The sequence below is a fragment of the Kitasatospora purpeofusca genome, assembly GCF_000718025.1.
Taxonomy (GTDB): domain Bacteria; phylum Actinomycetota; class Actinomycetes; order Streptomycetales; family Streptomycetaceae; genus Kitasatospora; species Kitasatospora purpeofusca.
Map to the genome: position 1 here is coordinate 88,795 of NZ_JODS01000003.1, position 23,025 is coordinate 111,819.

At 73.5% G+C, this 23,025-nt stretch carries 23 protein-coding genes; 11 read left to right on the forward strand and 12 right to left on the reverse strand.

Annotation, left to right across the window (positions count from 1 at the left end):
- Positions 1 to 264 precede the first annotated feature (264 nt).
- The 3 genes from serS to IF01_RS0106460 all read left to right on the forward strand — a co-directional run bounded on the left by serS (position 265) and on the right by IF01_RS0106460 (position 4,555).
- Positions 265 to 1,539, forward strand: a complete 1,275-nt coding sequence (gene serS / locus IF01_RS0106450) for a serine--tRNA ligase (protein WP_030392307.1) — start codon at positions 265 to 267, stop codon at positions 1,537 to 1,539.
- A 54-nt stretch (positions 1,540 to 1,593) separates the two neighbouring features.
- Positions 1,594 to 2,442 (forward strand): HAD family hydrolase, encoded by an 849-nt coding sequence (locus tag IF01_RS0106455; protein WP_030392308.1) that lies wholly within the window; start codon positions 1,594 to 1,596, stop codon positions 2,440 to 2,442.
- 274 nt (positions 2,443 to 2,716) lie between these two features.
- Complete coding sequence (locus IF01_RS0106460; protein ID WP_078879723.1) at positions 2,717 to 4,555, forward strand: LCP family protein; 1,839 nt, start codon at positions 2,717 to 2,719, stop codon at positions 4,553 to 4,555.
- Between the two features lie 70 nt (positions 4,556 to 4,625).
- On the opposite strand, the gene IF01_RS0106465 is transcribed toward IF01_RS0106460, so the two are convergent.
- Complete coding sequence (locus IF01_RS0106465) at positions 4,626 to 5,390, reverse strand: sporulation protein (RefSeq protein ID WP_030392310.1); 765 nt, start codon at positions 5,388 to 5,390, stop codon at positions 4,626 to 4,628.
- 263 nt (positions 5,391 to 5,653) lie between these two features.
- Between IF01_RS0106465 and IF01_RS0106470 the strand changes: the two genes are divergently transcribed.
- Positions 5,654 to 6,394: a FadR/GntR family transcriptional regulator gene (locus IF01_RS0106470; protein ID WP_030392311.1), complete on the forward strand. Its 741-nt coding sequence runs from the start codon at positions 5,654 to 5,656 to the stop codon at positions 6,392 to 6,394.
- A gap of 73 nt (positions 6,395 to 6,467) precedes the next feature.
- Positions 6,468 to 7,742, forward strand: coding sequence for a CynX/NimT family MFS transporter (locus IF01_RS0106475; protein ID WP_030392312.1), 1,275 nt, complete (start codon positions 6,468 to 6,470; stop codon positions 7,740 to 7,742).
- Between the two features lie 70 nt (positions 7,743 to 7,812).
- Here IF01_RS0106475 and IF01_RS0106480 read toward each other — a convergent pair whose 3' ends face one another.
- The 6 genes from IF01_RS0106480 to IF01_RS0106505 all read right to left on the reverse strand — a co-directional run bounded on the left by IF01_RS0106480 (position 7,813) and on the right by IF01_RS0106505 (position 13,496).
- Complete coding sequence (locus IF01_RS0106480) at positions 7,813 to 8,529, reverse strand: ABC transporter permease (protein ID WP_030392313.1); 717 nt, start codon at positions 8,527 to 8,529, stop codon at positions 7,813 to 7,815.
- Between the two features lie 91 nt (positions 8,530 to 8,620).
- Positions 8,621 to 9,538 (reverse strand): ABC transporter ATP-binding protein, encoded by a 918-nt coding sequence (locus tag IF01_RS0106485; protein ID WP_030392314.1) that lies wholly within the window; start codon positions 9,536 to 9,538, stop codon positions 8,621 to 8,623.
- Positions 9,539 to 9,564: 26 nt separating this feature from the next.
- Positions 9,565 to 10,476 (reverse strand): ABC transporter permease subunit, encoded by a 912-nt coding sequence (locus tag IF01_RS0106490; RefSeq protein WP_030392315.1) that lies wholly within the window; start codon positions 10,474 to 10,476, stop codon positions 9,565 to 9,567.
- Positions 10,460 to 11,506 carry an ABC transporter ATP-binding protein gene (locus IF01_RS0106495; RefSeq protein WP_051754982.1) on the reverse strand — a complete coding sequence of 349 codons (1,047 nt, stop codon included), beginning with the start codon at positions 11,504 to 11,506 and terminating at the stop codon, positions 10,460 to 10,462. The genes IF01_RS0106490 and IF01_RS0106495 overlap by 17 nt, the downstream gene beginning before the upstream one ends.
- A 120-nt stretch (positions 11,507 to 11,626) precedes the next feature.
- Positions 11,627 to 12,514 carry an LLM class flavin-dependent oxidoreductase gene (locus IF01_RS0106500; RefSeq protein ID WP_030392317.1) on the reverse strand — a complete coding sequence of 296 codons (888 nt, stop codon included), beginning with the start codon at positions 12,512 to 12,514 and terminating at the stop codon, positions 11,627 to 11,629.
- Between the two features lie 46 nt (positions 12,515 to 12,560).
- A complete protein-coding gene (locus tag IF01_RS0106505; RefSeq protein WP_030392318.1) occupies positions 12,561 to 13,496 on the reverse strand; it encodes a serine/threonine-protein kinase in 936 nt (311 codons plus the stop codon).
- Positions 13,497 to 13,582: 86 nt separating this feature from the next.
- Between IF01_RS0106505 and IF01_RS0106510 the strand changes: the two genes are divergently transcribed.
- The 5 genes from IF01_RS0106510 to IF01_RS0106530 all read left to right on the forward strand — a co-directional run bounded on the left by IF01_RS0106510 (position 13,583) and on the right by IF01_RS0106530 (position 16,509).
- Complete coding sequence (locus IF01_RS0106510) at positions 13,583 to 14,128, forward strand: RNA polymerase sigma factor (RefSeq protein ID WP_030392319.1); 546 nt, start codon at positions 13,583 to 13,585, stop codon at positions 14,126 to 14,128.
- Positions 14,125 to 14,949 (forward strand): hypothetical protein, encoded by an 825-nt coding sequence (locus IF01_RS0106515; RefSeq protein WP_030392320.1) that lies wholly within the window; start codon positions 14,125 to 14,127, stop codon positions 14,947 to 14,949. Before IF01_RS0106510 ends, IF01_RS0106515 begins: the two co-directional genes overlap by 4 nt.
- A gap of 94 nt (positions 14,950 to 15,043) precedes the next feature.
- Positions 15,044 to 15,727 carry a hypothetical protein gene (locus IF01_RS0106520; protein WP_030392321.1) on the forward strand — a complete coding sequence of 228 codons (684 nt, stop codon included), beginning with the start codon at positions 15,044 to 15,046 and terminating at the stop codon, positions 15,725 to 15,727.
- Positions 15,728 to 15,838: 111 nt separating this feature from the next.
- Positions 15,839 to 16,120, forward strand: a complete 282-nt coding sequence (locus IF01_RS41365; protein ID WP_051754983.1) for a hypothetical protein — start codon at positions 15,839 to 15,841, stop codon at positions 16,118 to 16,120.
- Positions 16,117 to 16,509 (forward strand): type II toxin-antitoxin system VapC family toxin, encoded by a 393-nt coding sequence (locus IF01_RS0106530; RefSeq protein ID WP_030392323.1) that lies wholly within the window; start codon positions 16,117 to 16,119, stop codon positions 16,507 to 16,509. The genes IF01_RS41365 and IF01_RS0106530 overlap by 4 nt, the downstream gene beginning before the upstream one ends.
- Before the next feature lie 25 nt (positions 16,510 to 16,534).
- Here the strand turns inward: IF01_RS0106530 and IF01_RS48100 are convergent, their stop codons facing one another.
- Entirely contained in the window at positions 16,535 to 16,711 is a 177-nt protein-coding gene (locus IF01_RS48100; RefSeq protein WP_157855171.1) for a hypothetical protein, read from the reverse strand.
- Positions 16,712 to 16,897: 186 nt separating this feature from the next.
- On the opposite strand from IF01_RS48100, the gene IF01_RS0106540 reads away from it, so the two are divergent.
- The gene (locus tag IF01_RS0106540; protein ID WP_030392324.1) at positions 16,898 to 17,740 is read left to right on the forward strand and encodes an HAD family hydrolase; all 843 of its coding nucleotides are present in this window, start codon (positions 16,898 to 16,900) and stop codon (positions 17,738 to 17,740) included.
- 33 nt (positions 17,741 to 17,773) lie between these two features.
- Here IF01_RS0106540 and IF01_RS0106545 read toward each other — a convergent pair whose 3' ends face one another.
- From IF01_RS0106545 to pstA, 4 genes are all read right to left on the reverse strand, one after another.
- On the reverse strand, positions 17,774 to 18,550 hold the full coding sequence (locus IF01_RS0106545) for a phosphate ABC transporter ATP-binding protein (protein WP_199523273.1): 777 nt from the start codon (positions 18,548 to 18,550) through the stop codon (positions 17,774 to 17,776).
- A gap of 194 nt (positions 18,551 to 18,744) precedes the next feature.
- Positions 18,745 to 19,686 carry a class E sortase gene (locus IF01_RS0106550; RefSeq protein WP_030392326.1) on the reverse strand — a complete coding sequence of 314 codons (942 nt, stop codon included), beginning with the start codon at positions 19,684 to 19,686 and terminating at the stop codon, positions 18,745 to 18,747.
- Positions 19,683 to 21,650, reverse strand: a complete 1,968-nt coding sequence (locus tag IF01_RS0106555; RefSeq protein WP_051754985.1) for a phosphate ABC transporter substrate-binding protein PstS — start codon at positions 21,648 to 21,650, stop codon at positions 19,683 to 19,685. Before IF01_RS0106555 ends, IF01_RS0106550 begins: the two co-directional genes overlap by 4 nt.
- Positions 21,651 to 21,688: 38 nt before the next feature.
- Positions 21,689 to 22,999, reverse strand: coding sequence for a phosphate ABC transporter permease PstA (pstA, locus tag IF01_RS0106560; protein ID WP_078879725.1), 1,311 nt, complete (start codon positions 22,997 to 22,999; stop codon positions 21,689 to 21,691).
- Positions 23,000 to 23,025 lie beyond the last annotated feature (26 nt).

The following is a 23,025-nucleotide window of genomic DNA, read 5'->3' on the forward strand; positions in this document are numbered from 1 at the left end:
GAGTCACCCGGGTGTCGGCAAATCACCCGTCCGAGTGCTTCAATTCCCTCACCCGGGAAGGTCAAATAAGGTTTCAAACCCGAATTCCATGGTTCGTTCCGCAGTCCACCGGCGCCGCCCCACGATCCACAGCCCCGGCCGGGAGCCTGTGGATAACCCGGGTTGGGATCGTTTCCCACAAGAGTTATCCACAGGCTGGGGCGAGTTATCCCCAGGGGAAAACCGGTACCGGTGGACGGGCCCCCGCCCGGTAGGCTTGGCCCCGTGATTGACCTTCGCCTGCTCCGTGAGGACCCTGACCGAGTGCGCGCCTCGCAGCGCGTCCGTGGCGAGGACGTCGACCTGGTCGACGCCCTCCTCTCCGCCGACGAACGCCGCCGGTCCTCGGGCACGCGCTTCGACGAACTCCGCGCCGAGCAGAAGTCGCTCGGCAAGCTCGTCGCCAAGGCCCAGGGCGACGAGAAGGCCGCCCTGCTCCAGCGCACCAAGGAGCTGGCCGCCGAGGTCAAGGCCGCCGACGCCGAACAGGGCGAGGCCAAGGACGAGGCCGAGCGCCTGCTCCGCTCGCTGGCGAACCTCATCGACCCGGCCGCCCCGGTCGGCGGCGAGGAGGACTTCGTCACGCTGGAGGAGATCGGCACCCCGCGCGACTTCGCCGCCGAGGGCTTCGAGCCCCGCGACCACGTCGAGCTGGGCCAGTTGCTCGGCGCGATCGACACCGAGCGCGGTGCCAAGGTCGCCGGTGCCCGGTCCTACTACCTGACCGGTGTCGGCGCGCTGCTGGAGCTCGCCCTGGTCAACATGGCGATCGCCCAGGCCACCGCCGCCGGCTTCGTGCCGATGATCACCCCGGCCCTGGTCCGCGCCGCCGCCATGGACGGCACCGGCTTCCTCGGCCAGGCCGCGGAGAACGTGTACTACCTGGAGGACGACGAGCGCTACCTCGTCGGCACCAGCGAGGTCCCGCTCGCGGCGTACCACATGGACGAGATCCTCGACGCCGACAAGCTGCCGCTGCGCTACGCCGGCTACTCGTCCTGCTTCCGCCGCGAGGCCGGCACCTACGGCAAGGACACCCGCGGCATCATCCGCGTCCACCAGTTCGAGAAGGTGGAGATGTTCGTCTTCACCACCCCCGAGGACGCCGAGAACGAGCACCGCCGCCTGCTCCAGTGGGAGAAGGACTTCCTCAACGCGCTCGAACTGCCCTACCGGGTCATCGACGTCGCCTCCGGCGACCTCGGCGCCTCGGCCGCGCGCAAGTTCGACATCGAGGCCTGGGTCCCGACCCAGGGCAAGTACCGCGAGGTCACCTCGACCTCGAACACCACCGAGTACCAGGCCCGCCGCCTCTCCATCCGGATGCGCGAGGACGGCAAGGTCCGCCCGCTGGCCACGCTGAACGGCACCCTGGTCGCCGTTCCGCGCACCATCGTGGCGATCCTGGAGAACCACCAGCAGCCCGACGGCTCGGTCGTGGTCCCCGAGGCGCTCCGCCCCTACCTCGGCGGCCGCACCGTGCTGGAGCCGGTCAAGTAGCACCGGCCCCGCCGGTCCGCAGTGAAGAAGCAACTCCCGGGAGACGCACGGCCCATGAGCACCACCAGCCCCAGCCCCGTCTCCCCCTCGGACGGTGGCGGCCTGCCCTTCAAGCTGGTCGCCACCGACCTCGACGGCACGCTGCTGAGCAGCTCCGAGACCGTCACCGCGCGCACCCGCGCCGCGCTGGCCACCGCCACCGCGGCCGGGGCGCTGCACATCATCGTCACCGGCCGCTCGGCCACCTGGGCCCGCCCGGTCTTCGACGAGATCGGCTACCGGGGCATAGCGGTCTGCGGCCAGGGCGCCCAGGTCTACGACGCCGGCGCGCACAAGCTGCTCACCTCGCTCACCCTGGACCGCCGGGTGGCCGCGCTCGCGATCGAGAAGATCGAGGCCGAGGTCGGCCCGCTGGCGATCGCCGCCAACCAGGACGGCCTGGAGGGCGACGTCCTGGCCGGCCCCGGCTACCGGCTGCAGATCGGCTCCGAGCTGCCGGTCGTCGAGGTCCCGCCGTCCGAGCTGCTCGCCTCCCCGATCAGCAAGCTGTACATACAGCACCACGAACTCGGCGACGACGCCCTCGCCGAGGCCGCCCGCAACGCGGCCGGCGACCTGGTCGGCGTGGTGATGGCCGGCGCCGGTGTGGTCGAACTGCTGCCGCTCGGCCTCTCCAAGGCCACCGGGCTGGCCGTCGCCGCCCGTCGGCTCGGGGTGACGGCCGCCGACACCATCGCCTTCGGCGACATGCCCAACGACGTGCCGATGTTCGGCTGGGCCCGGCACGGCGTCGCGATGGCCAACGCGCACCGGGAGCTGCTCGCGGTGGCCGACGAGGTCACCCTGAGCAACGACGAGGACGGCGTCGCCGCCGTGCTGGAGCGCCTCTTCCCCGCGCTCTGAATCCCCGCGCTCCCTCCGCGCCCGACCCCGAACTCCCACGACCCCGGTGCCGTACCCGCGCCGGGGTCGCGGTGCGTCCGCCGCACGCCGGGGTGAACCCGCCCGCGCCGCCCGCCGGTTCAGCCGTTGGAGTGACCGTGCGGCGGCCCGGTGCGGCGAACGCCCGGGTCGGCGGGGGTGCGGCCCGGTTCGGCCGGGTTCGGCGGCCGGGCGGCGGCGGAAGAGTTTGTATGCTCCCAGGGTTGCCCGCTTCGGTCACTGAGAGGTGCGCGCCATGTCAGTCCAGTGGGACGGGAGCCCGCCGGATCCGGCGGGGCGGGGGCGCGCCGACGGCGGCGTCCGGACCGACGACGCGGTCCGGACCGAGCGGCCCGAGGACGGCCCCGGACGGCTCCCGTCGCCGCGCCCCGGCGGCCGGGCCGAGGCCCGCAGGGCCGCCCGCGACCGCGCCGACCCGGTCCGCCCGGGCCGGGGCGGGACCGCCGAGGGCGGTCGGACGGCCACCCGGGCCGCCCGCCGGGACGCCCCCAGGGAGCCCCGCGCCGAAGCCCGGGGCGGCGGCGCCGGGAACGGGAGGCGGACCGCCGCCGCCCCGGGTTCCGAACGGGACGGCCGCAGCGGCGCCCGACGGCTGATCGCCTGGTCCGTGGCCGGGGTGCTGGTGGTCCTGGCCGGCGCCGGCGGCGCGGTGTACTACAAGCTGAACGGCAATCTCCGCTCCTTCGACGCGGATGCCATCTCCCCGGACCGCCCGCCCGAATCGGCCGCCGACGCGCACGGCAACCGGCCCGTCAACCTGCTGCTGATCGGCTCCGATTCACGCTCCGGGAAGAACAGCGACCTGGGCGGCGGCGACGAGACCGGCGCCCGCTCGGACACCACGATCCTGCTGCACGTGTACGCGGACCACCGGCACGCGGTCGGCATCTCGATCCCGCGCGACGCCCTGGTGACCGTGCCCCGGTGCAAGCTGCCGAACGGCAAGTGGACCCGGGAGCAGCCCGCACAGATGTTCAACTCGGCCTTCTCGGTGGGCAATTCCGAGACCGGAAACCCGGCCTGCACGCTGAACACGGTGGAGCGGCTCACCGGCATCCGGGTGGACCACACCATCGAGGTGAACTTCGAGGGCTTCGCCGCGATGACCGGCGCCGTCGGCGGGGTCGACGTCTGCCTGCCGAACGACATCCACGAGGGCAACATCAACCCCAACCTGGGCCGGAAGGGCAAGGTGGTGCTCGCCAAGGGCCGCCAGCGGGTCTCCGGGCAGCAGGCGCTGGACTACGTGCGGCTGCGGCACGGTATCGGGGACGACTCGGACGTCGGCCGGATGAAGCGTCAGCAGGCTTTCCTGGCCTCCTTGCTGGCGAAGATCAAGAGCAAGGGACTGAGCCCCGGCACCCTGCTGCCGCTGGCCGACGCCGCGACCCGTTCGATGACCGTCGACCCCGGCCTGGACTCGGCCGCCAAGCTGGTGGACTTCGCGCTGACGCTGAAGGGCATCGATCTGCACGAGGTCAAGTTCCTGACCACGCCCTGGCGCTACTCCGGCGCCCGGATCGATCTGGTGCACCCGGCGGTCGACACCCTGTGGCGGACCCTGCAGGCCGATCGGACCATCGACGGCCAGGACGCCACCGGCCAGCAGGAGGCCGCGGGCGAGCCGACGCCCACACCCACGCCCACACCGACACCGAGCGCCGAGCCCTCCCCGGCGGTCGGCGCCGACGGCGCGCCGATCCGGGTCACCGTGTACAACGCCACCAACGCCGCCGGCCTGGCCGCCCGGGCCGCCGAGACCCTGCGGGCGGCCCGGGTCACCGTCGCCGGGACGTCCAGCCGCGGCACCGCGCGGGCGACCACCACGGTCGAGTACGGCACCGGGCAGCGGGCCGCCGCGGAGAAGGTCGCCGCGCTGTTCCCGGGCGCCGCGGTGGCTCCGGGGCAGGCGGCCGGGATCAGTCTGCGGCTCGGCCGGGACTACGCGGCGGGCGGTTCCGCCTCGCCGACCGCCACCGGCCCGGCCGGCAGTCCGGCCCCGCTGCCCACCGAGGTGGTCAGCGAGGCCAGGTCGGGCGACGACGACATCTGCAGCAACGTCTCCTACGGCTGATCCCGGCCCCGGACCGGTGCGGCTCCGAGAGCGGGGCCGCGACCGAACCCGGGGCCGGGGCCGCGCGGCCTCAGAGCGCGGCGCGGATCCAGCCGTCCACCAGCGCCGTGAGGTCCTCGTCCGCCTGGCCGTGGCCGACCACATGGGTGCGGATCACGTCCCCGCCACCGCCGAACAGGCCGCCCCGGCGGTCCGCCTCCAGCACCACCTCGACCTTGTCCGGGGTGGTCACGAAGCTGACCTCCAGCGAGTTGCAGGAGTGCGCGTACTGCGGCGCCGCCGAGTACTCGATCTCCTGGTAGAAGGGCAGGGTCTGCCCGGTGCCGCGGATGTGCCCGGCCTCCAGGTCCGCCGCGCGGAACCGGAAGCCCAACTGGAGCAGGGTCTCCAGGATCCGGTGCTGCACCGGCAGCGGCTCGACCTCCAGCGGGTCCGAGTCGCCCTTGTCGAGCGCGCCCGCGATGTCGACCTCGGTGCGCACACCGAGCTGCATCCCGTGCAGGCGCTGCCCGGCGACGGCGGTGACCGGGGTCTCCCACGGCACCTGGACGGAGAACGGGATCGAGCGGTTCTCGCCCGGCGCCAGCTTCAGCGGCGCGGTGACCGAGAACCGCGCGAACGGGTAGAGGCCGGTGCTCTCGCCGTCCTCGTGCTCGATCTCCACCCGGGCGACCAGGGTCAGCGTGATCCCCCGGATGTCCGCCTCCACCGTCCCGCCGGTCAGCTCGACCGTGCCGGCCATCGTCCCGCCGGGCCGCACGACCGGCGTGCTCAGGACGGTGTCGACACCGGGACCGCCGACGCCCAGGGCACCGAGCAGCTTCTTGAACACCATGCGGACGTTCTCCTCGCATCAGGGGGTGTGGACCGGGCCCGTCCTCCCGGATCCTTCCGGGGCGGTCCGGAGCGCCGGTCGTCCGGAGGAACGCCAGGCCGCCGCGGACGGTTCCCGGGCCGTTCATCCCCAGTTGTAGGATGACCGGGCAAGCAGTTGTAGGATGACCGACGACCGAGCCTCGACACACCGGGCGCTCGACCGCCACGCCCCGACGCACCACACCTCGACCACCGAGCCCGACAGACCGGGAGGAGCCCGCCATGAGCAGCGCGCACAGCGGCAACGACACGCTGCAGACCGCCGGGCGGCGCTCCCTGGTGGACACCGCGATCGACCAGCTGCGGGAGCAGCTGAGCAGCGGCGTCTGGCCGGTCGGCTCGCGGATCCCGACCGAGCACGAGCTCGCCGAACGCCTCGGGATCGGGCGGAACACCGTCCGCGAGGCGATCCGGGTGCTGGTGCACGCGGGCATGCTGGTCTCCCGGCAGGGCGAGGGCACCTTCGTCCGCTCCACCAGCGACCCGGCCGCCGTACTGCGCGGGGTGCAGCGCTCCGGCGTGCGGGACGTCCTGGAGGTCCGGGCCGCCCTGGAGGCCGAGGCCGCCCGGCTGGCGGCGCTGCGGCACACCCCCGAGGACATCGTCCGGATGCGGGCCGCGCTGGCCCGCGAGGCCGAGGTGATCGCCTCGCACCCCGAGCGGGCCGGCCGCGAGGCCACCGTCGAGCACGACCTGGAGTTCCACACCGCCGTCGTCGAGGCCGCGCACAACCCGGCGCTGACCGAGGTGTACCGCTACTTCGGCGCCTCGGTGCGCGAGTCGATGCGGACGGCGTTCGGCGACCACGACATGCCCGAGGTGGTCGTGGCGACCCACGCGGCACTGGTCGACGCGATCGAGAGCGGCGACCCGGACCGGGCCGAACGGGCCTGTCGCGAGCTGCTCGCCGAACCCACCGCGGCCGTCGAGCAGCTCCTCGCCGCCATCGCCGCCCGGAAGTGAGCGGGCCGAGGCCCCCCTTCCGTTCCGTCCGCCTGCCCGGACGCACTCCGAATCCCACGAAAGAGCACCACCCATGGCCGTCACCCGTGCCCAGCAGCCGGTTGTCACCACCGCCGTCCCGCTCCCCGTCCGCTCCCGGCTCGCCCACCCCGCGCTGCTGCTGACCGGCATCCTGCTGGTCGCCCTGAACATGCGCGCCTGCCTGGCGGCGGTGTCGCCGATGGTGGGCGAGATCCAGCGCTCCTTCGGTCTCTCCGCCACCGCGAGCGGACTGATCACCACCGTGCCGGTGCTCTTCCAGGGCGTCGGCGCGCCGCTCACCCCCCGGCTGACCCGGCGGTTCGGCACCGAGCGGGTGGTGCTGGGCGCGGTGCTGGTGCTCGGCGCCGGAGTGCTGCTGCGGGTGCTGCCCTCGGTGGCGGCGCTGTACGCCGGGTGCGTGGTGATCGGGGTCGCGATCGCCGTACTGAACGTCTCGATGCCCGGCCTGGTCAAGCGCGAGTTCCCGGACCGGGCCGCCGCGATGACCGGCGTCTACTCGACCACCATGCTGGTCGGCGCGACCATGGCGGCCGGTCTGTCGGTGCCGCTGGAGCACGCGCTCGGCGGTGGCTGGGAGGCCTCGCTCGGCGCCTGGTCGCTGCTCGCGCTGGTCGCGGCGGTGGCCTGGCTGCCGCAGGTGCTGCGGGCCCGGGCGGCCCGGGACGGCGCGGGTGCCGTCGGTGCCGTCGGTGCCGTCGGTGTGACCAACCCGCCGGTCGCCCCGGTCCGGCCGATCCAGGGGATCTGGCGCTCGCCGCTGGCCTGGCAGATCAGCCTGTTCATGGGCATCTCGTCGCTGCTGGTCTACACCCTGGTCGCGTGGATGCCGACGATCCTGGCCGACCACGGGATGGACCGCGGCGAGGCCGGTCTGGTCTTCGCCTTCTCCAACCTGGTCCAGGTGGCCGGCGCCTTCCTGGTGCCGCTGTTCGCCGGGCGGATGACCAACCAGCGGGCGCTCGCCGTCGCGATGGCCCTGCTCAACGCGGTCGGCATCGCCGTCCTGCTGATCGCCCCGGTGCCCGGCGCCTGGGTGGCGGCCGTCATCCTCGGCGTCGCCCAGGGCGGTTCGCTCGGCCTCGGCCTCGCCTTCATCGTGCTGCGGACCGACAGCGCCGCCGGCGCCGCCCAGCTGGGCGGGATGTCGCAGGCGGTCGGCTACCTGGTCGCGGCGGCCGGACCGGTCGGGGCGGGCGCGCTGCGCCAGGCGACCGGCGGCTGGACCACGGTGCTGGCGCTGATGCTGGTCCTGACCGGCGTGGTCGCCGTCGCCGGCTGGGGCGCCGGGCGGGACCGCACCCTCTGACGCGGACGGAACGGCCCGCACGGCTCGGTGAGCCGTGCGGGCCGTTCGTACGTGTGCTCCGGGAGGTGTCCTACTCCTCCGAGGCCAGGGTGAGCCCGGCCAGCTTCACCGAGGCGAGCACGGTCGCCGCCACCGCGACCACCAGCAGCAGCACGACGGCCGCGCCGAGCGAGACCACCGAGGTGAGCGAGCCCTCGGCGGCCACCGACTCGGCCACCGCCATCCCCCACTGCTGGATGCTCAGCTTGCGGGCGCCCTCGACGAAGTTGCCGATCACCGACTCCCACACCAGCGCGTACGCCAGCCCGGCCACCACCGCGTGCCGGGTCACCACGCCGAGCAGCAGGAACAGCGCGCTGTACGCGGCCCCGGCGACCAGCGCGGCGGCCGTGTAGGCGAGCGCCAGGCCCTCCTTGGTGCCGTACATCAGCAACCCGGACAGCAGCATCGGCACCGCCGAGAAGGCCCAGGTGATGCCGATCGCCACCGTCAGCTTGGTGGTGATGATCTTCCAGCGCGGCAGCGGCTTGGCGAGCAGGTAGACGATCGAGCCGTCGTCGATCTCGGTGGCGATGGCGCCGGTGCCGACGACCAGTCCGAGGATCGGCAGCAGGGTCCCCAGACCGAGCTTGCCGAGGATGTCGACGACCAGGTCGTGGTGGTTCCCGCTGGACGCGGCGGCGAACGCCGAGACGAGCAGCAGCAGGACGGGGACCACCAGCAGCAGCAAGCCGCGGCGGCGGCCGAGCAGGCCGCGCAGCGTCAGCCTGGCGACGGTCGGGTTCATGGTGGGTCGGCCTTCCTGGGGTTCCTGGTCCTGGTGAGGGGTGCCGGTCGGCGGGCGGCGGCATCGGCGGCCCGGGGGCCGGGTGCCGGGGCTACGCGGAGACGAGGTAGGAGAACACGCTCTCCAGCGACTCGTCCGCCGGGGCCACGGTGTACAGCCGGATACCGGCCCGCTGGGCGACCTGCGGCAGCAGGGTGGTGAAGCCCTGGAAGTTCACCGCCTGGATCCGCAGTGCCTTCTCCTGCCAGTCCAGCTCGATGCCGGCCGTCGAGGGGTCGGCGATCAGCGCCGACGCGAGCTTGCGGTCGTCGCTGGAGCGGACCAGGTAGCGGTGCGGGCGGTAGGTCATCAGCCGGCGGATCTTGCGGAAGTCCCCGGACGCCGCGTGCCGGCCGGCCACCACCACCTCGATGTGCCGGGCCAGCTGCTCGACCTCCTCCAGGATGTGCGAGGAGAACAGCACCGTCCGGCCGTCCGCGCCGAACCGCCGCAGCAGGTCCATCAGCTGGAGCCGCTGGCGCGGGTCCATGCCGTTGAACGGCTCGTCGAGCAGCAGCACCGCCGGGTCGTGGACCAGCGCCGAGGCCATCTTGACCCGCTGTTTCATGCCCTTGGAGTAGGTGCCGGTGCGCCGCTCCTGGGCGTACTCCATCTCGACCAGGGCGAGCGCCTTGCGGGCGGCGGCGCCCGGGTGGGGCAGGCCGTGCAGCTCGGCGTTGGCGAGCACGAACTCCCAGCCGGTCAGGTAGTCGTACATCGACTCCCGCTCGGGGACCAGGCCGATCTGCCGGTACACCTCCTGGTTGCGCCAGATCGGCGCGCCGTCCAGGGTGACCGTGCCGGTGGACGGTGCCAGGAAGCCGCTCATCATGTGGATGAGGGTCGACTTGCCGGCGCCGTTCGGGCCGAGCAGGCCCGTGATGCCGGGGCCGATCGACATGCTGACGTCGTTGACGGCGACCACGTTCCCGAACCAGCGGGAGACCTTGTCGATGGTGATGGTGGCCATGACGCCCTCTCAAACGCTCGAAAGATTCAAATGCTTCGGTAGCGGCGCAGCAGCAGCCGGTACGAGCCGGCCACCATCGCGACGGCGACCAGGGTGAACACCAGCAGGCCGAGCCCGCCCGGAGCGTGCATCCGCTCCGGGCCGGTGCCGAGGTCGAACAGCTCGTTGGTCAGGCTCTCCACCAGCCCGCCCGGCGACAGCAGCACCGCCCACTGCGGGTAGGTCGGCAGCGGCTCGTCGAAGCCGACCGTGGTGGTGGCCAGCCCCACCACGACCCCGACCACCGCGGTGGTCACCGCCAGGTAGCCCATGATCGCGGCCACCCCGAAGCCCCGCCGCGGCGTGGTGGCGGCGATCACCACCGCGACCGAGGTCGGCACCAGGGCGTACAGCACGGCGGCCGTCAGACCGTAGAAGAAGTGCGCGGTCTGGTCCCCGAACTTCAGCCCGACCAGCAGCGAGCCGATGTAGAGCACCAGCAGCGGCGCGAGCATCAGCAGCAGTTGGGCGCAGGCCATCGCCCCGAACTTGGCCCGGACGTAGTCGGTGCGGGTGATCGGCCGGGAGAAGTACAGCGGCACGGTGTGGTGGCGCAGGTCCCGGGAGAACAGCACCGGCGCCTGCGAGGCCAGGAAGATCGAGACGACCAGCCCGATCGCGCTCAGGTACTGGGCGTAGTCCACCGGCAGCTTGTCGACCCCGGTGACCACGGCGACCGCGACGATGATCAGGGCGGGCACGGTGGCCACGCCCAGCACCAGCATCGGCAGCACCTTGGACTTGCCGGACCGCCCGAGGCCGTACGCGGCGCGCAGGCTCTGGGTGAACAGCGAGCGGGCGGCGTAGCCCCGGCCGAGCCGGGGCCCGGTGTAGCCGCGGTAGCCGATGTCGTGGATGACGCCGGTGTCGGCCGGGCGGAACTCAGGAGGCAGCGACATCTGCGGTACTCCCCTCGTTCTCCGTGGTCCGGGTGCTGTCGGTGCTGGCACTGCTCTCGGCGCCGTCCGCGTTCGCGGTGAACAGCTCCGCGACCCGGTGCCGCCGCTGCTCCAGCCGGACCAGGCCGAGACCGAGCCCCGCGACCGCGTCCCGGATGGCGTCGTAGGTCTCGTCGCCCGCCAGCCGGACCAGCAGGATCCGCGGCCCCTCCGTCTCCACCGACAGGCCCGCCGCCACCAGCCGCGTGCGCACCGCGGCGCTCGCGTCCAGGCCGTGGTCCTCCGGGTGGTCCGTCACCTCGACCGCCAGGGTGGCCGTCGCGCCGGTGAAGGAGGCGGTCGACGAGGAGCGCAGCAGCTTGCCGCCGTCGATGACCACCAGGTGGTCGCAGGTGCGCTCCAGCTCGCCCAGCAGGTGGGTGGTGACCAGCACCGAGATGCCGAAGTCGCTGTACACGCGGCGGATCAGCGCCAGCATGTCGTCCCGGCCGACCGGGTCCAGCCCGTTGGTCGGCTCGTCGAGCAGCACCAGCTTCGGGTCGTGCACCAGCGCCTGCGCCAGCTTCACCCGCTGCTTCATACCGGTCGAGTAGCCGCCCATCGGGCGGTACCGCTCCTCGTACAGGCCGACGTGCCGCAGCGTGTCCGCCGTCCGCTCCCTGGCGGCGGCGGCCGGCAGCCCGGCCATCCGCGCCATGTGGACCACGAACTCGGTGGCCGAGACGTCCGGCGGCAGGCAGTCGTGCTCCGGCATGTAGCCGACCTGCTCACGGATCGCCGACCCCTGGGTGGCGATGTCCAGCCCGAGCACCCGCCCGGTCCCGGAGGACGCCGGGGAGAGCCCGAGCAGGATCTTGATGAGTGTGGACTTGCCGGCGCCATTGGCTCCCACCAGACCGACCACCCCGGGCTCGACCTCAACGGTCAGCTGATCGAGGGCAGTCACCCGGGGGAACCTCTTGGTGAGGCCGTCCGTCTTGATGACAGTGGACACAGGCTCAACGTAGTGCGCGTGTGCCCTTGTGAACATGGGCTGCGATGACGAGCCCGCCTGCAACTCCGGGATGACACCGCCCCGCCCGTCCCCTAGGGGCCGGCTCCTCGGGACCACGGCCGCGGGCGGCCCGGCACCGCCCGCGCGCCGCTCCCCTCAGCCCAGCTGGGCGAGGCCCTCGGTGGCGATCCGCTCGAACACCGCCAGGTCGTTGGCGAAGATCGAGTCCGGCACCGGCCAGTGCACCACCAGCTCGGTGATCCCCAACTCCCGGTACGTCCCGGCCCAGTCCACGAAGGCGTCCACCGACTCCAGCGGCTTCTCCGCCGTCGAGCCCTGGAGCAGCACCTTCTCCAGCTCGCCGGCGTCCCGCCCGCGTGCCTCGCAGGCCGCCGTCAGCTTCGCGATCTGCTGCGCGACCACGCCGGGCGCCTGCTCCACCGGCACGTCCGCCGGGCCCTTCGGGTCCCCGTACGTCACCCAGCCCTGCCCGAACTCGGCGGCCAGCCGCAGCCCGCGCGGGCCCGTCGCCGCCACGTAGAACGGCACCCGCGGCGACTGCGTGCAGCCGGGGATGTTCCGCGCCTCCACCGCCGAGTAGTAGGCGCCCTCACGCGTCGTCGCGTCGTTGGTCAGCAGTTCGTCCAGCAGCGGCAGGAACTCCCCCAGCCGGTCCGCCCGCTCCTTCGGCGACCAGGCCTCCTGGCCCATCGCCGTCGCGTCGTACCCCGTCCCACCGGCGCCGATCCCCAGCGTCAGCCGCCCGCCGGACACGTCGTCCAGCGTGATCAGCTCCTTCGCCAGCGTCACCGGGTGCCGGAAGTTCGGCGAGGTCACCAGCGTCCCCAGCCGGATCCGCTCGGTCGCGGTGGCCGCCGCGGTCAGCGTCGGCACCGATCCGAACCACGGCTCGTCCCGGAACGACCGCCACGACAGGTGGTCGTAGGTGTAGGCGGCGTGGAAGCCGAGGTCCTCGGCCCGCCGCCAGATCTTCTGCCCCTCGCTCCACCGGTGGATGGGGAGGATCACCGTACTGAGTCGCATGCCGTCGACCCTACGGGAGCCGTCGGCGGCCGGCCCCCCGTCGGACTCAGCGCCGCAGCCAGCTCAGCAGGGTCGTCGCCGTGAACACCGCGACGGACGCCAGCCAGACCGCGCGCGGGGTCAGCCGGACCGTGCGCGGGGTCGGCCACCCGCGGCCCTCCTCCGGGGGCCGGGGCTGCGGGGCCGGAGCCAGCAGCGCGTCCGCGAAGGCCCGGGCGGTCGGCGGCCGGTCCGCCGGCTCGACGGACATCGCGGCCCGCAGCAGCAGGGCGACGTGCGGGGGGAGCTCCGCCCCGGCCGGGAGCTCCGGCAGCGTCGAGGCGGTCGGCCGGTCGGTCATCATGGCCGTGGCGCGCCCGCCCGGGCCGAACGGCTTCTGACCGGTCAGCAGCTCGTAGGCCACCACGGCCAGCGCGTACACGTCGGCCCGGCCGTCGAACCCACCGGTCTGGAAGGCCTGTTCCGGTGCCATGTACGCGGGCGTGCCCGTGGTCACCGTCAGCCCGGACGCGTCGGCCAGTTGCTTCGCGCTGCCCAGGTCCGCCACCAGCACCGCGGCCGGCGCGGGGTCGGTGGCGAGCAGCAGGTTGGACGGCTTGACGTCGCGGTGCACCACACCCGCCTCGTGCAGGACCTGGACCGCGTGGGCCGCCTCCGCGGCCAGCCGCAGGGCCTCCCGCGGCTCGCACTGCCCGACCCGGTCCGCCAGGGTGCCGCCGCGCACGAGGTCCATGACGAAGTAGGGCCGGTCCTCCTGCACCCCGACGTCGTGCACCCGGACCACCCGCGGGCTGGCGATCCGGCGCAGCAGTCGCGCCTCCGCCAGGAACCGCTCGCGCACATCGGCGTTGGCGGCCCAGTTCTCGGCCAGCACCTTCACCGCGACCTCGGTGTCGAGCTCCGGGTCGTAGGCCTTCCAGACCGTGGCGAAGGAGCCGGCCCCGAGCCGCTCCAGCAGGAGGTAACGGCCGAGCTTGCGCATGTGGCAGCATTCTGCCGGAGTCGGGGGGAGTGCGGAACTCCTCTTCGGCGGACGCGATACCGGGCGGGACGGAACGGGGGATCCGGGTGTTCGAGGAAGGTGAGCCGGAACGGCTCGTGGCGGCCGCCCGGGCGGGCGACCCGGGGGCGATGGAGTACCTGCTGGCCAAGCTGCGGCCGGTGGTGCTGCGCCGCTGCTCGCGCTTCCTGCCCCACCACGCCGACGCGGAGGAGGCCGCGCAGGACGCGCTGCTGTCCATCAGCACGCACCTGGGCAAGTACGACGGCCGGGGCTCCTTCCAGGGCTGGGTGACCGTGATCGCCTCGAACGCCGCCCGGTCCACCTACCGCTCGATGCGCCGGCGCGCCGAGGACAGCCACGCCGACCTCCCCGAGCATGTCGACCCGCGCACCACCAGCGTCATCGCCGGGACCAGGCTCGACGTGATGGAGGCGCTGGCCGCGCTGGAGCAGCAGCACCCCGCGCTGGTGGAGTCCTTCGTGCTGCGCGACCTGGGCGACCTGACCTACGCCCAGGTGGCCGAGCAGTTGGACACCCCGATGGGCACGGTCAAGGACCGGATCCAGAAGGCCCGCCGCTTCATGCGCGAACGCCTGGTCACCGGTCCGTGAACGGCGGTCCCGCGGCGGGCGGCGGCGGCCACGCCGTGGTCCGGACCCGGTCCGCCGTCGCCGCCCTGGTGGCGGCCGCCGTGCTCGGGCTGGCGACCGGCCGGTTCGTCCTGCCGCCGCCCGCCGGCGGGGACGCGGGCCCGGCGGGGCGGTCGGCTCCCGCGACGACGACGCCCGGCTCGGCCTCCGTTTCCGCCTCGCCGACCGATGCTCCCGGTGCGCCAGCGACACCCGGTGCGCCCGGGCCGGTGACGACCGCGAACCTGCTGGAACCCCTGGCGTTCCGCCCGGAGGTCGCCACCGGGCGGATCCACGTCACCGACCGGTACGGCGACGGGTTCTACGCCAACTCGGCCTGCAGCGGCGAGAAGACCCTCACCCAGACCCTCGGCGTGCCCGGCGCCCACTTCCGCGGACTGACGACCAGCCTCCGCACCGACCCGGACGACCCCACCTGGGCGACCGACAAGGTCGACCAGGTCGCCCGCGAGGTCGTCGCCGAAGCCCCGAGCCCGTCCCTGGCGCAGGACTTCACCGAGCGCCTGCTGCAGGAGCAGGTGACCTGCCAGGAGCAGCCGCCGGGGCACTGGGTCTACGGAAGGACCACGACGGTGCGGTTCGCCCCGGACGTCACCGCGAGCTGGATGGGCACCTACGAGGGCCTCCTCAACACCACCGGCAGAGCGCCGGAGGTCGAGGAGCCCTGCGGCGGCGTCGCCGTACTGCGCAACGGCAGCCACTACGGGGTGCTGGAGGTCCACACCTGCCTGGGGACGGCCGCGATGGACCGCGTCGTCAGGACCGCTCTGTCACGGCTCTGAAACAGCCGGCCAGGGATCCGACTTTCCCGACCCCGGCGGCATCTCCCCGGTTGTACGAGGACGCAGCGGGCGTCCCGACCACCAGGGGGACCAGATGACCGAGAACCGGGCCGTCCAGCAGAAGTCCGTTCGCCGCAACCGGGTCGCCGCCGCGGCCTGCGTCGCCGCCGCACTGATCGCGGTCAGCGTCGTCGGCACCCGGTCGGCCACCGCCGACGGGGCCGCGCCCAGCGCGACGGTCGCCGCCCAGCCTGCCGCCGTCACGGCCCCCGCGCCCGGACTCGGCTCCGCCGCCCTCGTCCAGAGCGAGGACCAGGTCCAGCAGGGCCTGGCCCCGGTCGGCGCGACCGTCGCGCTGACCGGGCGCCAGGGGCTGTCCGCGTGCTCCGGCGAGCAGACGATGCGCGACCTGACCAAGGGCCGGGCCACCGCGTACGCCTCCGTGACCTGGACCTTCGCCACCGACGGCCTGCTGATCGAGTCGGCCGCGAGCGCCCCCACCGGGCCCGTGGCCGCCACCTGGGAGCAGCAGCTCGTCGCGCTCGTCCAGGACTGCCAGCACGAGCCCGCCGGCCACTGGTACTACGGCGCGGCCCACACCCTGACCGCCGCCGGCGGCACCGCCCACTGGTACCCCTCCTACAACGGCGACGGCGCCGCCAGTGGCGGGGTCGCCGTCCTGCGCAGCGGCACCCGGGTCGCCCTCGTCGAGCTCACCGGCCCCGCAGCCTCGGTCGAAGGCATCACCACCGCGGCGCTGAAGCGCCTCGCCCCCTGAACCGGTGGCCCCGCCCGCGCCGGCGGGCGGGGCCGCCTTCCTCCGTGATCCTCCAGCGACAGCGGGCGGGAGGACCCGCATCGATCACACACGGTGTAATACACTTCTGCCATGGACTCCTCCCGCGCCGGCAAGACCAGAGTCACCAGCGTCTCCCTGCGCGCGGAGACCTTGGAGGCGATCCGCGCGCGGGCGGGGAAGCAGGGTGTCTCCTCGTACATCGAGGAAGCCGTCCAGAGGCAGCTCCAGCGCGAGGCCGTCGACGAGTACATCGCGGCCGCCGAGGCCGAGCACGGACCGGTCGACCCGGCCGAAGTGGCGGCCAGGGCCGACCGCATCCGTGCGCACCACGCCGCCCGTCGCGGAGGCGACGCTCCGGCGGACGCCGCGTGAGCGGCACCCTCGTCCTCGACAGCGAGGCGCTCTCCAAGCTCTCCCGCAGGCACCGCGACATGACCGTGTGGCTGGACGTCGCCCGCACGCTCGATCTCCTGCTGGTGACCAGCGCGGCCACGCTCGTGGAGGCACGCGACCCCAAGGTCCCCCAGGCGGCGTTCGACCACGCCGTCTCCCTGACCAAGGTGCGACCCGTCACGGAAGAGATCGCCCGTGCCGCGAGCAAGCTGCTGGCAGCCGAAGGGCTGCACGGGCACAAGTACGCCGTCGACGCGATGCTCGCGGCCACCGCCCACCTCGAACACGGTGACGTGACCGTCGTGACGAGCGACCTCGACGATCTGCGCCGGCTGTGCCACCCGCGCGTCGCGGTCGAGGAGATCTGACCCGGGACCCGCAGCGCCCCCTGCTTCAGGGGTGCGGCCGCTGGGCGGGGAGGCGGACGGGGTGGGCGGGGGTGGTGCGGCGGGCGAGCTCGGCGAGGGTGTCGAAGAGGATGTCGCCGATCAGGACCGGCTCGCGGGAGGGCGGCGGGGCGTCCTCGGGGGCGGTCGGGGGGCTCTCGTCTCGGACCTGGCGAGTTGGCATGGCTCTTCCTGCCGACGGGGTGGCCGAGGGGAGTCCTGCCCGGTCGGGGGCGGTGGGACACCCCGGGGGCGGGGTGATCGGCCGGAAACCGGTGCGGCCGGGGCCGAAACGTGCCGCAAAGATCGATCCGGGGCCGGGCCGACCACCCCGGTGACCTCGCGGCGGTGCGTGGGCGAAGATGGGTCGGTGACCACACCGCGCACCGCTCCCGCGATCCGGCTGATCGCCACCGACCTGGACGGCACCCTGCTCTGCTCCGGCGGCACCGTCACCGGGCGCACCGCCGCCGCCCTGGCCGCCGCCGAGGCGGCCGGGATCCAGGTGGTGTTCGTGACCGGCCGTCCGCCGCGCTGGATGCAGCAGGTGAGCGCGCACATCGGCGGCCACGGGGTGGCGATCTGCTCGAACGGCGGCGCCGTGGTGGATGTGCGCCGCGGCGAGCTGCTGGAGTCGTTCCCGCTGGGGGAGGCGGAGGCGCTCGCGGTGGTCGGGCGGCTGCGGGCCAAGCTGCCGGGCATCGCGTTCGCCTTCGAGTACCCGGCCGGGTTCGCCCGCGAGCCCGGCTACGAGGTCCGGATGTGGGGGCAGGACGAGAACCACCCGGTCGGTCCGGCGGAGCGGCTGCTGGGCGAGGGCGGGCCGGTGCGCGGGCTGTTCAAGCTGCTCGCCAAGCACCCGGACCTGGACCCGGACAAGCTGCTCGGCGAGGCCAGGGAGGCCGCCGGGGACCTCGCCGAGATCACCCGCTCGGCGCCGATCCCGCTGCTGGAGATCAGCGCGCCCGGCGTCACCAAGGCCAGCACGCTGGCCCGTTGGTGCGCCGGGCGGGGGATCGGCCGGGACGAGGTGGTGGCCTTCGGCGACATGCCGAACGACCTGGAGATGCTGGCCTGGGCGGGTACCGCGTACGCCGTAGCCAACGCCCACCCGCAGGTGCTGGCGGCGGTGGCGCTGCACACGGTGAGCAACGAGCAGGACGGCGTCGCCGCGGTGCTGGAGGAGATCCTCCGGCACCGCGGCGACGAGTAGGCGAGCGGGCGGGCGTGCGAGCGGGGCCGACGGTTACCCGAAGCGGCCGTTGACGTAGTCCGAGGTCCGCTGGTCGCGCGGGTGGTGGAAGACCTGCTCGGTCGGCCCGTGCTCGACGATCCGGCCCGGGGTGTCGTGGGTCGCCAGGAAGAAGGCGCAGCTCTGCGAGACGCGCTGGGCCTGCTGCATGTTGTGGGTGACGATCACGATGGTGAGCTGACCGCGCAGCTCCGCGATGGTCTCCTCGACCCGGCGGGTGGAGGTCGGGTCGAGCGCCGAGCACGGCTCGTCCATCAGCAGGATGTCCGGCGAGACGGCCAGCGACCGCGCGATGCACAGCCGCTGCTGCTGGCCGCCGGAGAGCGAGCCGCCCGGGGCCTCCAGCCGGCCGGCCACCTCGTCCCAGAGGCCGGCCTGGCGCAGGCTGGTCTCCACCAGGTGCTCGCGCTCGTCCCTGGTGACCTTGATGCCGGCGAGCTTGAGCCCGCTGGCGACGTTGTCCTTGATGGACATCGCCGGGAACGGGTTGGGCCGCTGGAACACCATGCCGATGCGGCGGCGCACCTCGGCCGGACGGCGGCCGGGGCGGTAGACGTCGTCGCCGTCCAGCAGCACCTCGCCGGAGAGCGCGGCGCCGCGGACCATCTCGTGCATCCGGTTGAGGATCCGCAGATAGGTCGACTTGCCGCAGCCGGACGGTCCGATCAGGGCCGTCACCTCGCCGGCCGGCATGGTCAGCGAGACCCGCTCCAGCACCTTGCGGGCGCCGAACCAGGCGGAGACCTCGCGGGTCTCCAGCCCGGCCAGCACGGACTCCTCGGGGTAGCCCTGGTAGTGCGCGTCCTGCGGGTAGAGCAGCTGCTGCCCGTCGTGTCCGACGTAGTCGGCGCCCGCGGGGACGGCGGGCAGGGTGATCGTGGTCTCGGCCGGGTCGCCCGGCCCGTGGCTGGGCGGTACGTCGGTCATCGGTGCATCCGTCATCGGTACGGTCCTCCGGGCGCGCGTCAGTAGAGATTGGGCAGCAGGGCGGCGGCGTTCTCGTAGACCGCCCAGAGCAGCGCGCCGACGACCGGCGCGAGGCTGAGGTAGGCGGCCGAGCGGTGCCAGTACCGGGCCAGCACGACGACGGCGACCACCGCGCCGAGCAGTCCCAGCGTCCACAGCTGCAGCGCGGCCAGCGCGCCCTTGTCGGCGGCCAGCGCCTTGTCGTACGGCACGGTGGCGGGGCGCCCGCCGGGGTTGACCACCGGGTCGCCGTCCAGCCGGGCCCCGATCATCACCGTGGACTCCGGGATCCAGTTGGAGTCGCTGGTCACCAGCACCAGCCGGTTGCGGACCGGGTCGACGATCGGGTGGTCCTGGTCGCCGTACACATTGACGGTGTAGGTGAACTTGCCCTGGCCGGTGGTGGCCTCGATCCGGTCGCCGACCCGCAGCTTGTTCAGCTCGCCGAACGGCGCCCCGAAGGTCGCCCCCCGGCCGAACAGCACCGCCACCCCGGTCTGCCCGGGCAGCGCGGTGTCCCGGCGGTGGCCGGGGCCGCGCATGAGGTCCCGGCCGGTGGTGCCCTCCACCACGACCACCTGGTGCAGCCCGATCGCCGGGATGTCCAGCAGCGCGACGGGGGACCCGTCGGCGGCCTTGCCGGTCGGGGCGGTCGCCTTGCCGAGCTGGTCCCGGAAGGACTTGTAGGCGGTGGACTGGAAGTGCTTCTGCTGGACGTGCGACAGCGTGAACAGGTAGCCGACGAAGCCCATGGTGAGCGCCGCGAGCAGGCTCACCGCCCAGGCCGCCTGCAGGAACCTGATCCGCTTGGCGCTCCGGCCGGAGCCGTCCGACCCGGCCGGAGCGGTCTCCGGGGCCGGGGCGGCGGGCGGTGCCGCCTCCGCCGGGGACGGCGCGGACGGCGCCGTCCCGGCGGGCTTCTCCAGGGCGGGCGCCGTCATGACCGGCCGCCCGTCTGCGAGCGCCGGCGCAGCAGCCGGCGGCCGAGCAGCGGCGGGACGATGACGACGGCGAGCAGTTCGAGCGCGGTCAGCGTGCTCAGGGTCCAGTCCTCCGGGCGGCCCGCGACCTCGACCACGTCGGCGGCCACCTCGGTGGCGGTGCCGCTGCCGCGGCCGCGTGCGACCACCTGGCCGGTCTGCGGGTCGACGACCTCCTCGACGCCCTGGCCGTCGGTCCCGTCGGCCGGCGCGTTCGGGTCGGTGCCGGCGGCCGGGGCGTTGGGGTCGGTCGCCACGGCGCCGCCGTCACCGCCGGTGCCGCCCGTGGTGCCGGCCCCGCCGGTGGTACCCGCGCCGCCGGTGGTGCCGGTGGAGCCGGTGGTGCCGGTCCCGGTGGCGCCGGGGGTCTTGGTGGTGCCGGTGCCGCCGGTGGTGGTCTTGCCGGTGGTCCCGGTTCCGCCGCTCGTCGCGGCACCGCCGCCCGAGGCCGCGCCGCCGGAACCGCCGGTCGCCGCGCCGCCCGAGGCCGCGCCGCCGGTGCCGCCGGAACCGCCGGTGGCCGCGCCGCCGGAGGTGGAGCCGCCGGTGCTGCCGGAGCCGCTGGTCGGCTTGCCGTTGACGATCTTGCAGTCCAGCGCGGTGCCCTTGGCGTCGCACTCACTGGGCAGCGGGGCGCTGTCCAGGATGGTGAGCTGGCCCGCCGCGTTGAGGGTCGGGTTGGCGCAGCCGGCCAGGGTGTCCGGGTTGACGGTGCTGGCGTTGCCGGGGATGTGCTGGGTCTGCAGCAGACCGCCGCGGACCAGACCGCGCGGGATGGGCGAGTAGCCGAGGTCGTCCGCCTCGCCCTGGCCCTGGCAGAGCACGTAGGACAGGAAGCGGCTGAGCGCCGAGCCCTTGTCGTTGCTGAACTTCGGCAGTGCCTGGAGCGAGTTGCTGCGCGGCACGATCAGGTAGCTGTAGCTGGACAGCGGGTACGAGCGCTTGTCGGCGTTGGTGTAGACGCCGTCGAGGTTCTGCTGGAGGTAGTTCGGGTCGTCCGGAGAGGTGCTGTCGTCGACGCCGCGGATCTTGGCCGCGGTCAGCGCGACGGCGACGTTGGAGGCGGTCGGCAGGGTGTAGTAGCCGGCCGGGTTGAGGACCTTCACCACCGGCCAGTCGCTGCGCTTGGCGAAGGCGTACTCGTCGTAGCCGATGGTGCCCTCGCCGGAGGAGGCCTTGATGTAGCCGGCGACGACGTCGGAGCCGCTCTGGGCGGTCATCCCGGGGGATGCCGGGAAGAACTCGGTGTACTCGCCGCAGGTGACGCCGTTGACGGACTTGCAGTACTCGTCCCACTGGGCGGGGAAGGAGTGGCTCATCCACCGGGTGAACTGGGCGGTGGCGCCGGAGCCGTCGGAGCGGACCACCGGGGTGATCTTGAGGTTCGGCAGTGCCTTGCCGTAGTCCGCGGTGATCTTCGGGTCGTTCCAGTTGGTGACCTTGCCGGTGAAGATGTCCATCAGGGTCTGCGGGGAGAGCCGCAGGTCGCGGACCAGCTTCCCACCGACCGTCAGGTGGTACATCATCGCGGTGCCGCCGGCCGTGATCGGCACGTAGGAGTAGCCGTAGACGACCCTCTCCACGCCCGCCTGGCCGGACCCCTGGGTCGCCTGGTTGGCACCGGTGTCGATCCGGGTGCGGAACGGCACGTCGGAGGCGCTGAAGTCGTTGCGCCCGGTGTTCCAGTCCTGGCGGCCGACGGCCGAGCCGACGGCGTTGAAGTCGATCTGGATCCCCTGCGGGCCCACGTCCTGGCGCCACTGGTCGATCGCCGGGAAGGCCCAGCTGGAGCCGCTCGCGGTGAGCGCGACGGCCGCGTGCGCCGGGGTGGCCTGGCCCAGGAGCATCGAGCCGGCCGCGAGCAGGGTGGACAGCAACACGCCGAACAGGCGCGTCAGGGGGCGGCGTGCGGCCTCCCGCGACATGGGAACTCCTCTGGTGCGGAGGGTGGTTGTTCGGAACATCAGTGCTCCCCGGTGGCGACGGCCGACCGGAACGGCGCGGCGGCGGACGGCCGGACGGCCGGATCGGCGGGTGCGGCCACGGATGCGGCGACGGGGGCCGCCCCGAAGGACGGCGCGGCGGGCCTCGGGACGGCGGCCTGTCGCTCGGCCCGGGCCATCCGACGCTTCTGCCGGCGGCTCATCTCTCCGGCGGCCCGGCCGCCGAGGATGCGGGCGGTGACGAACAGGATCAGCACCACCGCCATCAGGGTGAGTGCGGCGGCGAAGGCCCGCGCGACCATCTGGTCGACCGGCAGCTTGACGTAGCTCCAGATGTAGAGCGGCAGCGAGATCTGGTGGCCCTCGAAGGGGTTGGCGTTCATCCGGGAGGTGAAGCCCGCGGTCAGCAGGACGGGCGAGGTCTCGCCGACCGCGCGCGCCATGCCCAGCACCACGGCCGTCACCAGGCCGCGCTTGGCGGTCGGCAGGACGACGTTCCACACCGTCCGCCACTGGCTGCCGCCGAGCGCGTAGGACGCCTCCCGCAGGGTGCCGGGGACGAGCCGGATGACCACCTCGGCCGCCCGGGTGACGATGGGCATCATCATCACCGTCAGCGCCAGCGAGGCGGCGAACCCGCTCTTGTCGAAGCCGAAGGTGAGGATGACGATGCCGAGGATGAACAGGCCGGCGACGATCGAGGGCAGCGCGGTCATCGCCTCGACCAGGGTCCGCACCGGGCGGGCCATCCGGCCGCCCACCTCGGACATGAAGACGGCGGCGGCGATGCCCAGCGGCACGGCGAACAGCGTGGCCAGGCCGAGCTGTTCGAGCGAGCCGACCACCGCGTGGACCGCTCCGCCGGAGGTGATCGGCGACAGCGAGGCGGTCCGCTCCATCGTCTCGGTGAAGAAGTTCCCGTGCTGGGCGGCCTCGTAGCCGCGCGAGGCGACGTAGCCGATCTGGTCGGCGATCAGGCCGAGCACCAGCGCACCGGAGCTCCAGGCCACCACGGAGACCAGGCGTTCCCGCACCATCAGCCCGCCCCACTGGAGGCGTCCCAGGCCGTAGTAGCCGACCAGGAAGAGCAGGTACCAGCAGAGCAGGAAGCCGAGCGCGCCGCTGAACGGCAGCACCCGCTCGTACAGCACCCAGTCGAGCCCGAGGGATCCGACGAGCGCGCCGAGGACGGTGAACACGTCCTCGCGGGTGACTCCACCCAGTTTGAGCTTCCGTTCCGGGCCCGTGGCCACCGGTTCGGGGGCGGAGCCCGGCGTCGGCGCGGCGGTCGGCGCGGGCGCCTCGGCGGGCGCCTTGTCCAGGGTGGTCATCGGTGCGTCCCTTCACGGCGGCGGAG

Coding starts and splice junctions, on each gene's coding strand:
- IF01_RS0106495 (WP_051754982.1), bottom strand. CDS start 11,506: ATGTTCACAAGGGCACACGCGCACTACGTTGAGCCTGTGTCCACTGTC.
- IF01_RS0106455 (WP_030392308.1), top strand. CDS start 1,594: ATGAGCACCACCAGCCCCAGCCCCGTCTCCCCCTCGGACGGTGGCGGC.
- IF01_RS41365 (WP_051754983.1), top strand. CDS start 15,839: ATGGACTCCTCCCGCGCCGGCAAGACCAGAGTCACCAGCGTCTCCCTG.
- IF01_RS0106460 (WP_078879723.1), top strand. CDS start 2,717: ATGTCAGTCCAGTGGGACGGGAGCCCGCCGGATCCGGCGGGGCGGGGG.
- IF01_RS0106505 (WP_030392318.1), bottom strand. CDS start 13,496: ATGCGCAAGCTCGGCCGTTACCTCCTGCTGGAGCGGCTCGGGGCCGGC.
- IF01_RS0106470 (WP_030392311.1), top strand. CDS start 5,654: ATGAGCAGCGCGCACAGCGGCAACGACACGCTGCAGACCGCCGGGCGG.
- IF01_RS0106520 (WP_030392321.1), top strand. CDS start 15,044: ATGACCGAGAACCGGGCCGTCCAGCAGAAGTCCGTTCGCCGCAACCGG.
- IF01_RS0106465 (WP_030392310.1), bottom strand. CDS start 5,390: ATGGTGTTCAAGAAGCTGCTCGGTGCCCTGGGCGTCGGCGGTCCCGGT.
- IF01_RS0106480 (WP_030392313.1), bottom strand. CDS start 8,529: ATGAACCCGACCGTCGCCAGGCTGACGCTGCGCGGCCTGCTCGGCCGC.
- IF01_RS0106490 (WP_030392315.1), bottom strand. CDS start 10,476: ATGTCGCTGCCTCCTGAGTTCCGCCCGGCCGACACCGGCGTCATCCAC.
- IF01_RS0106475 (WP_030392312.1), top strand. CDS start 6,468: ATGGCCGTCACCCGTGCCCAGCAGCCGGTTGTCACCACCGCCGTCCCG.
- IF01_RS0106485 (WP_030392314.1), bottom strand. CDS start 9,538: ATGGCCACCATCACCATCGACAAGGTCTCCCGCTGGTTCGGGAACGTG.
- IF01_RS0106550 (WP_030392326.1), bottom strand. CDS start 19,686: ATGACGGCGCCCGCCCTGGAGAAGCCCGCCGGGACGGCGCCGTCCGCG.
- IF01_RS48100 (WP_157855171.1), bottom strand. CDS start 16,711: ATGCCAACTCGCCAGGTCCGAGACGAGAGCCCCCCGACCGCCCCCGAG.
- pstA (WP_078879725.1), bottom strand. CDS start 22,999: ATGACCACCCTGGACAAGGCGCCCGCCGAGGCGCCCGCGCCGACCGCC.
- IF01_RS0106500 (WP_030392317.1), bottom strand. CDS start 12,514: ATGCGACTCAGTACGGTGATCCTCCCCATCCACCGGTGGAGCGAGGGG.
- IF01_RS0106555 (WP_051754985.1), bottom strand. CDS start 21,650: ATGTCGCGGGAGGCCGCACGCCGCCCCCTGACGCGCCTGTTCGGCGTG.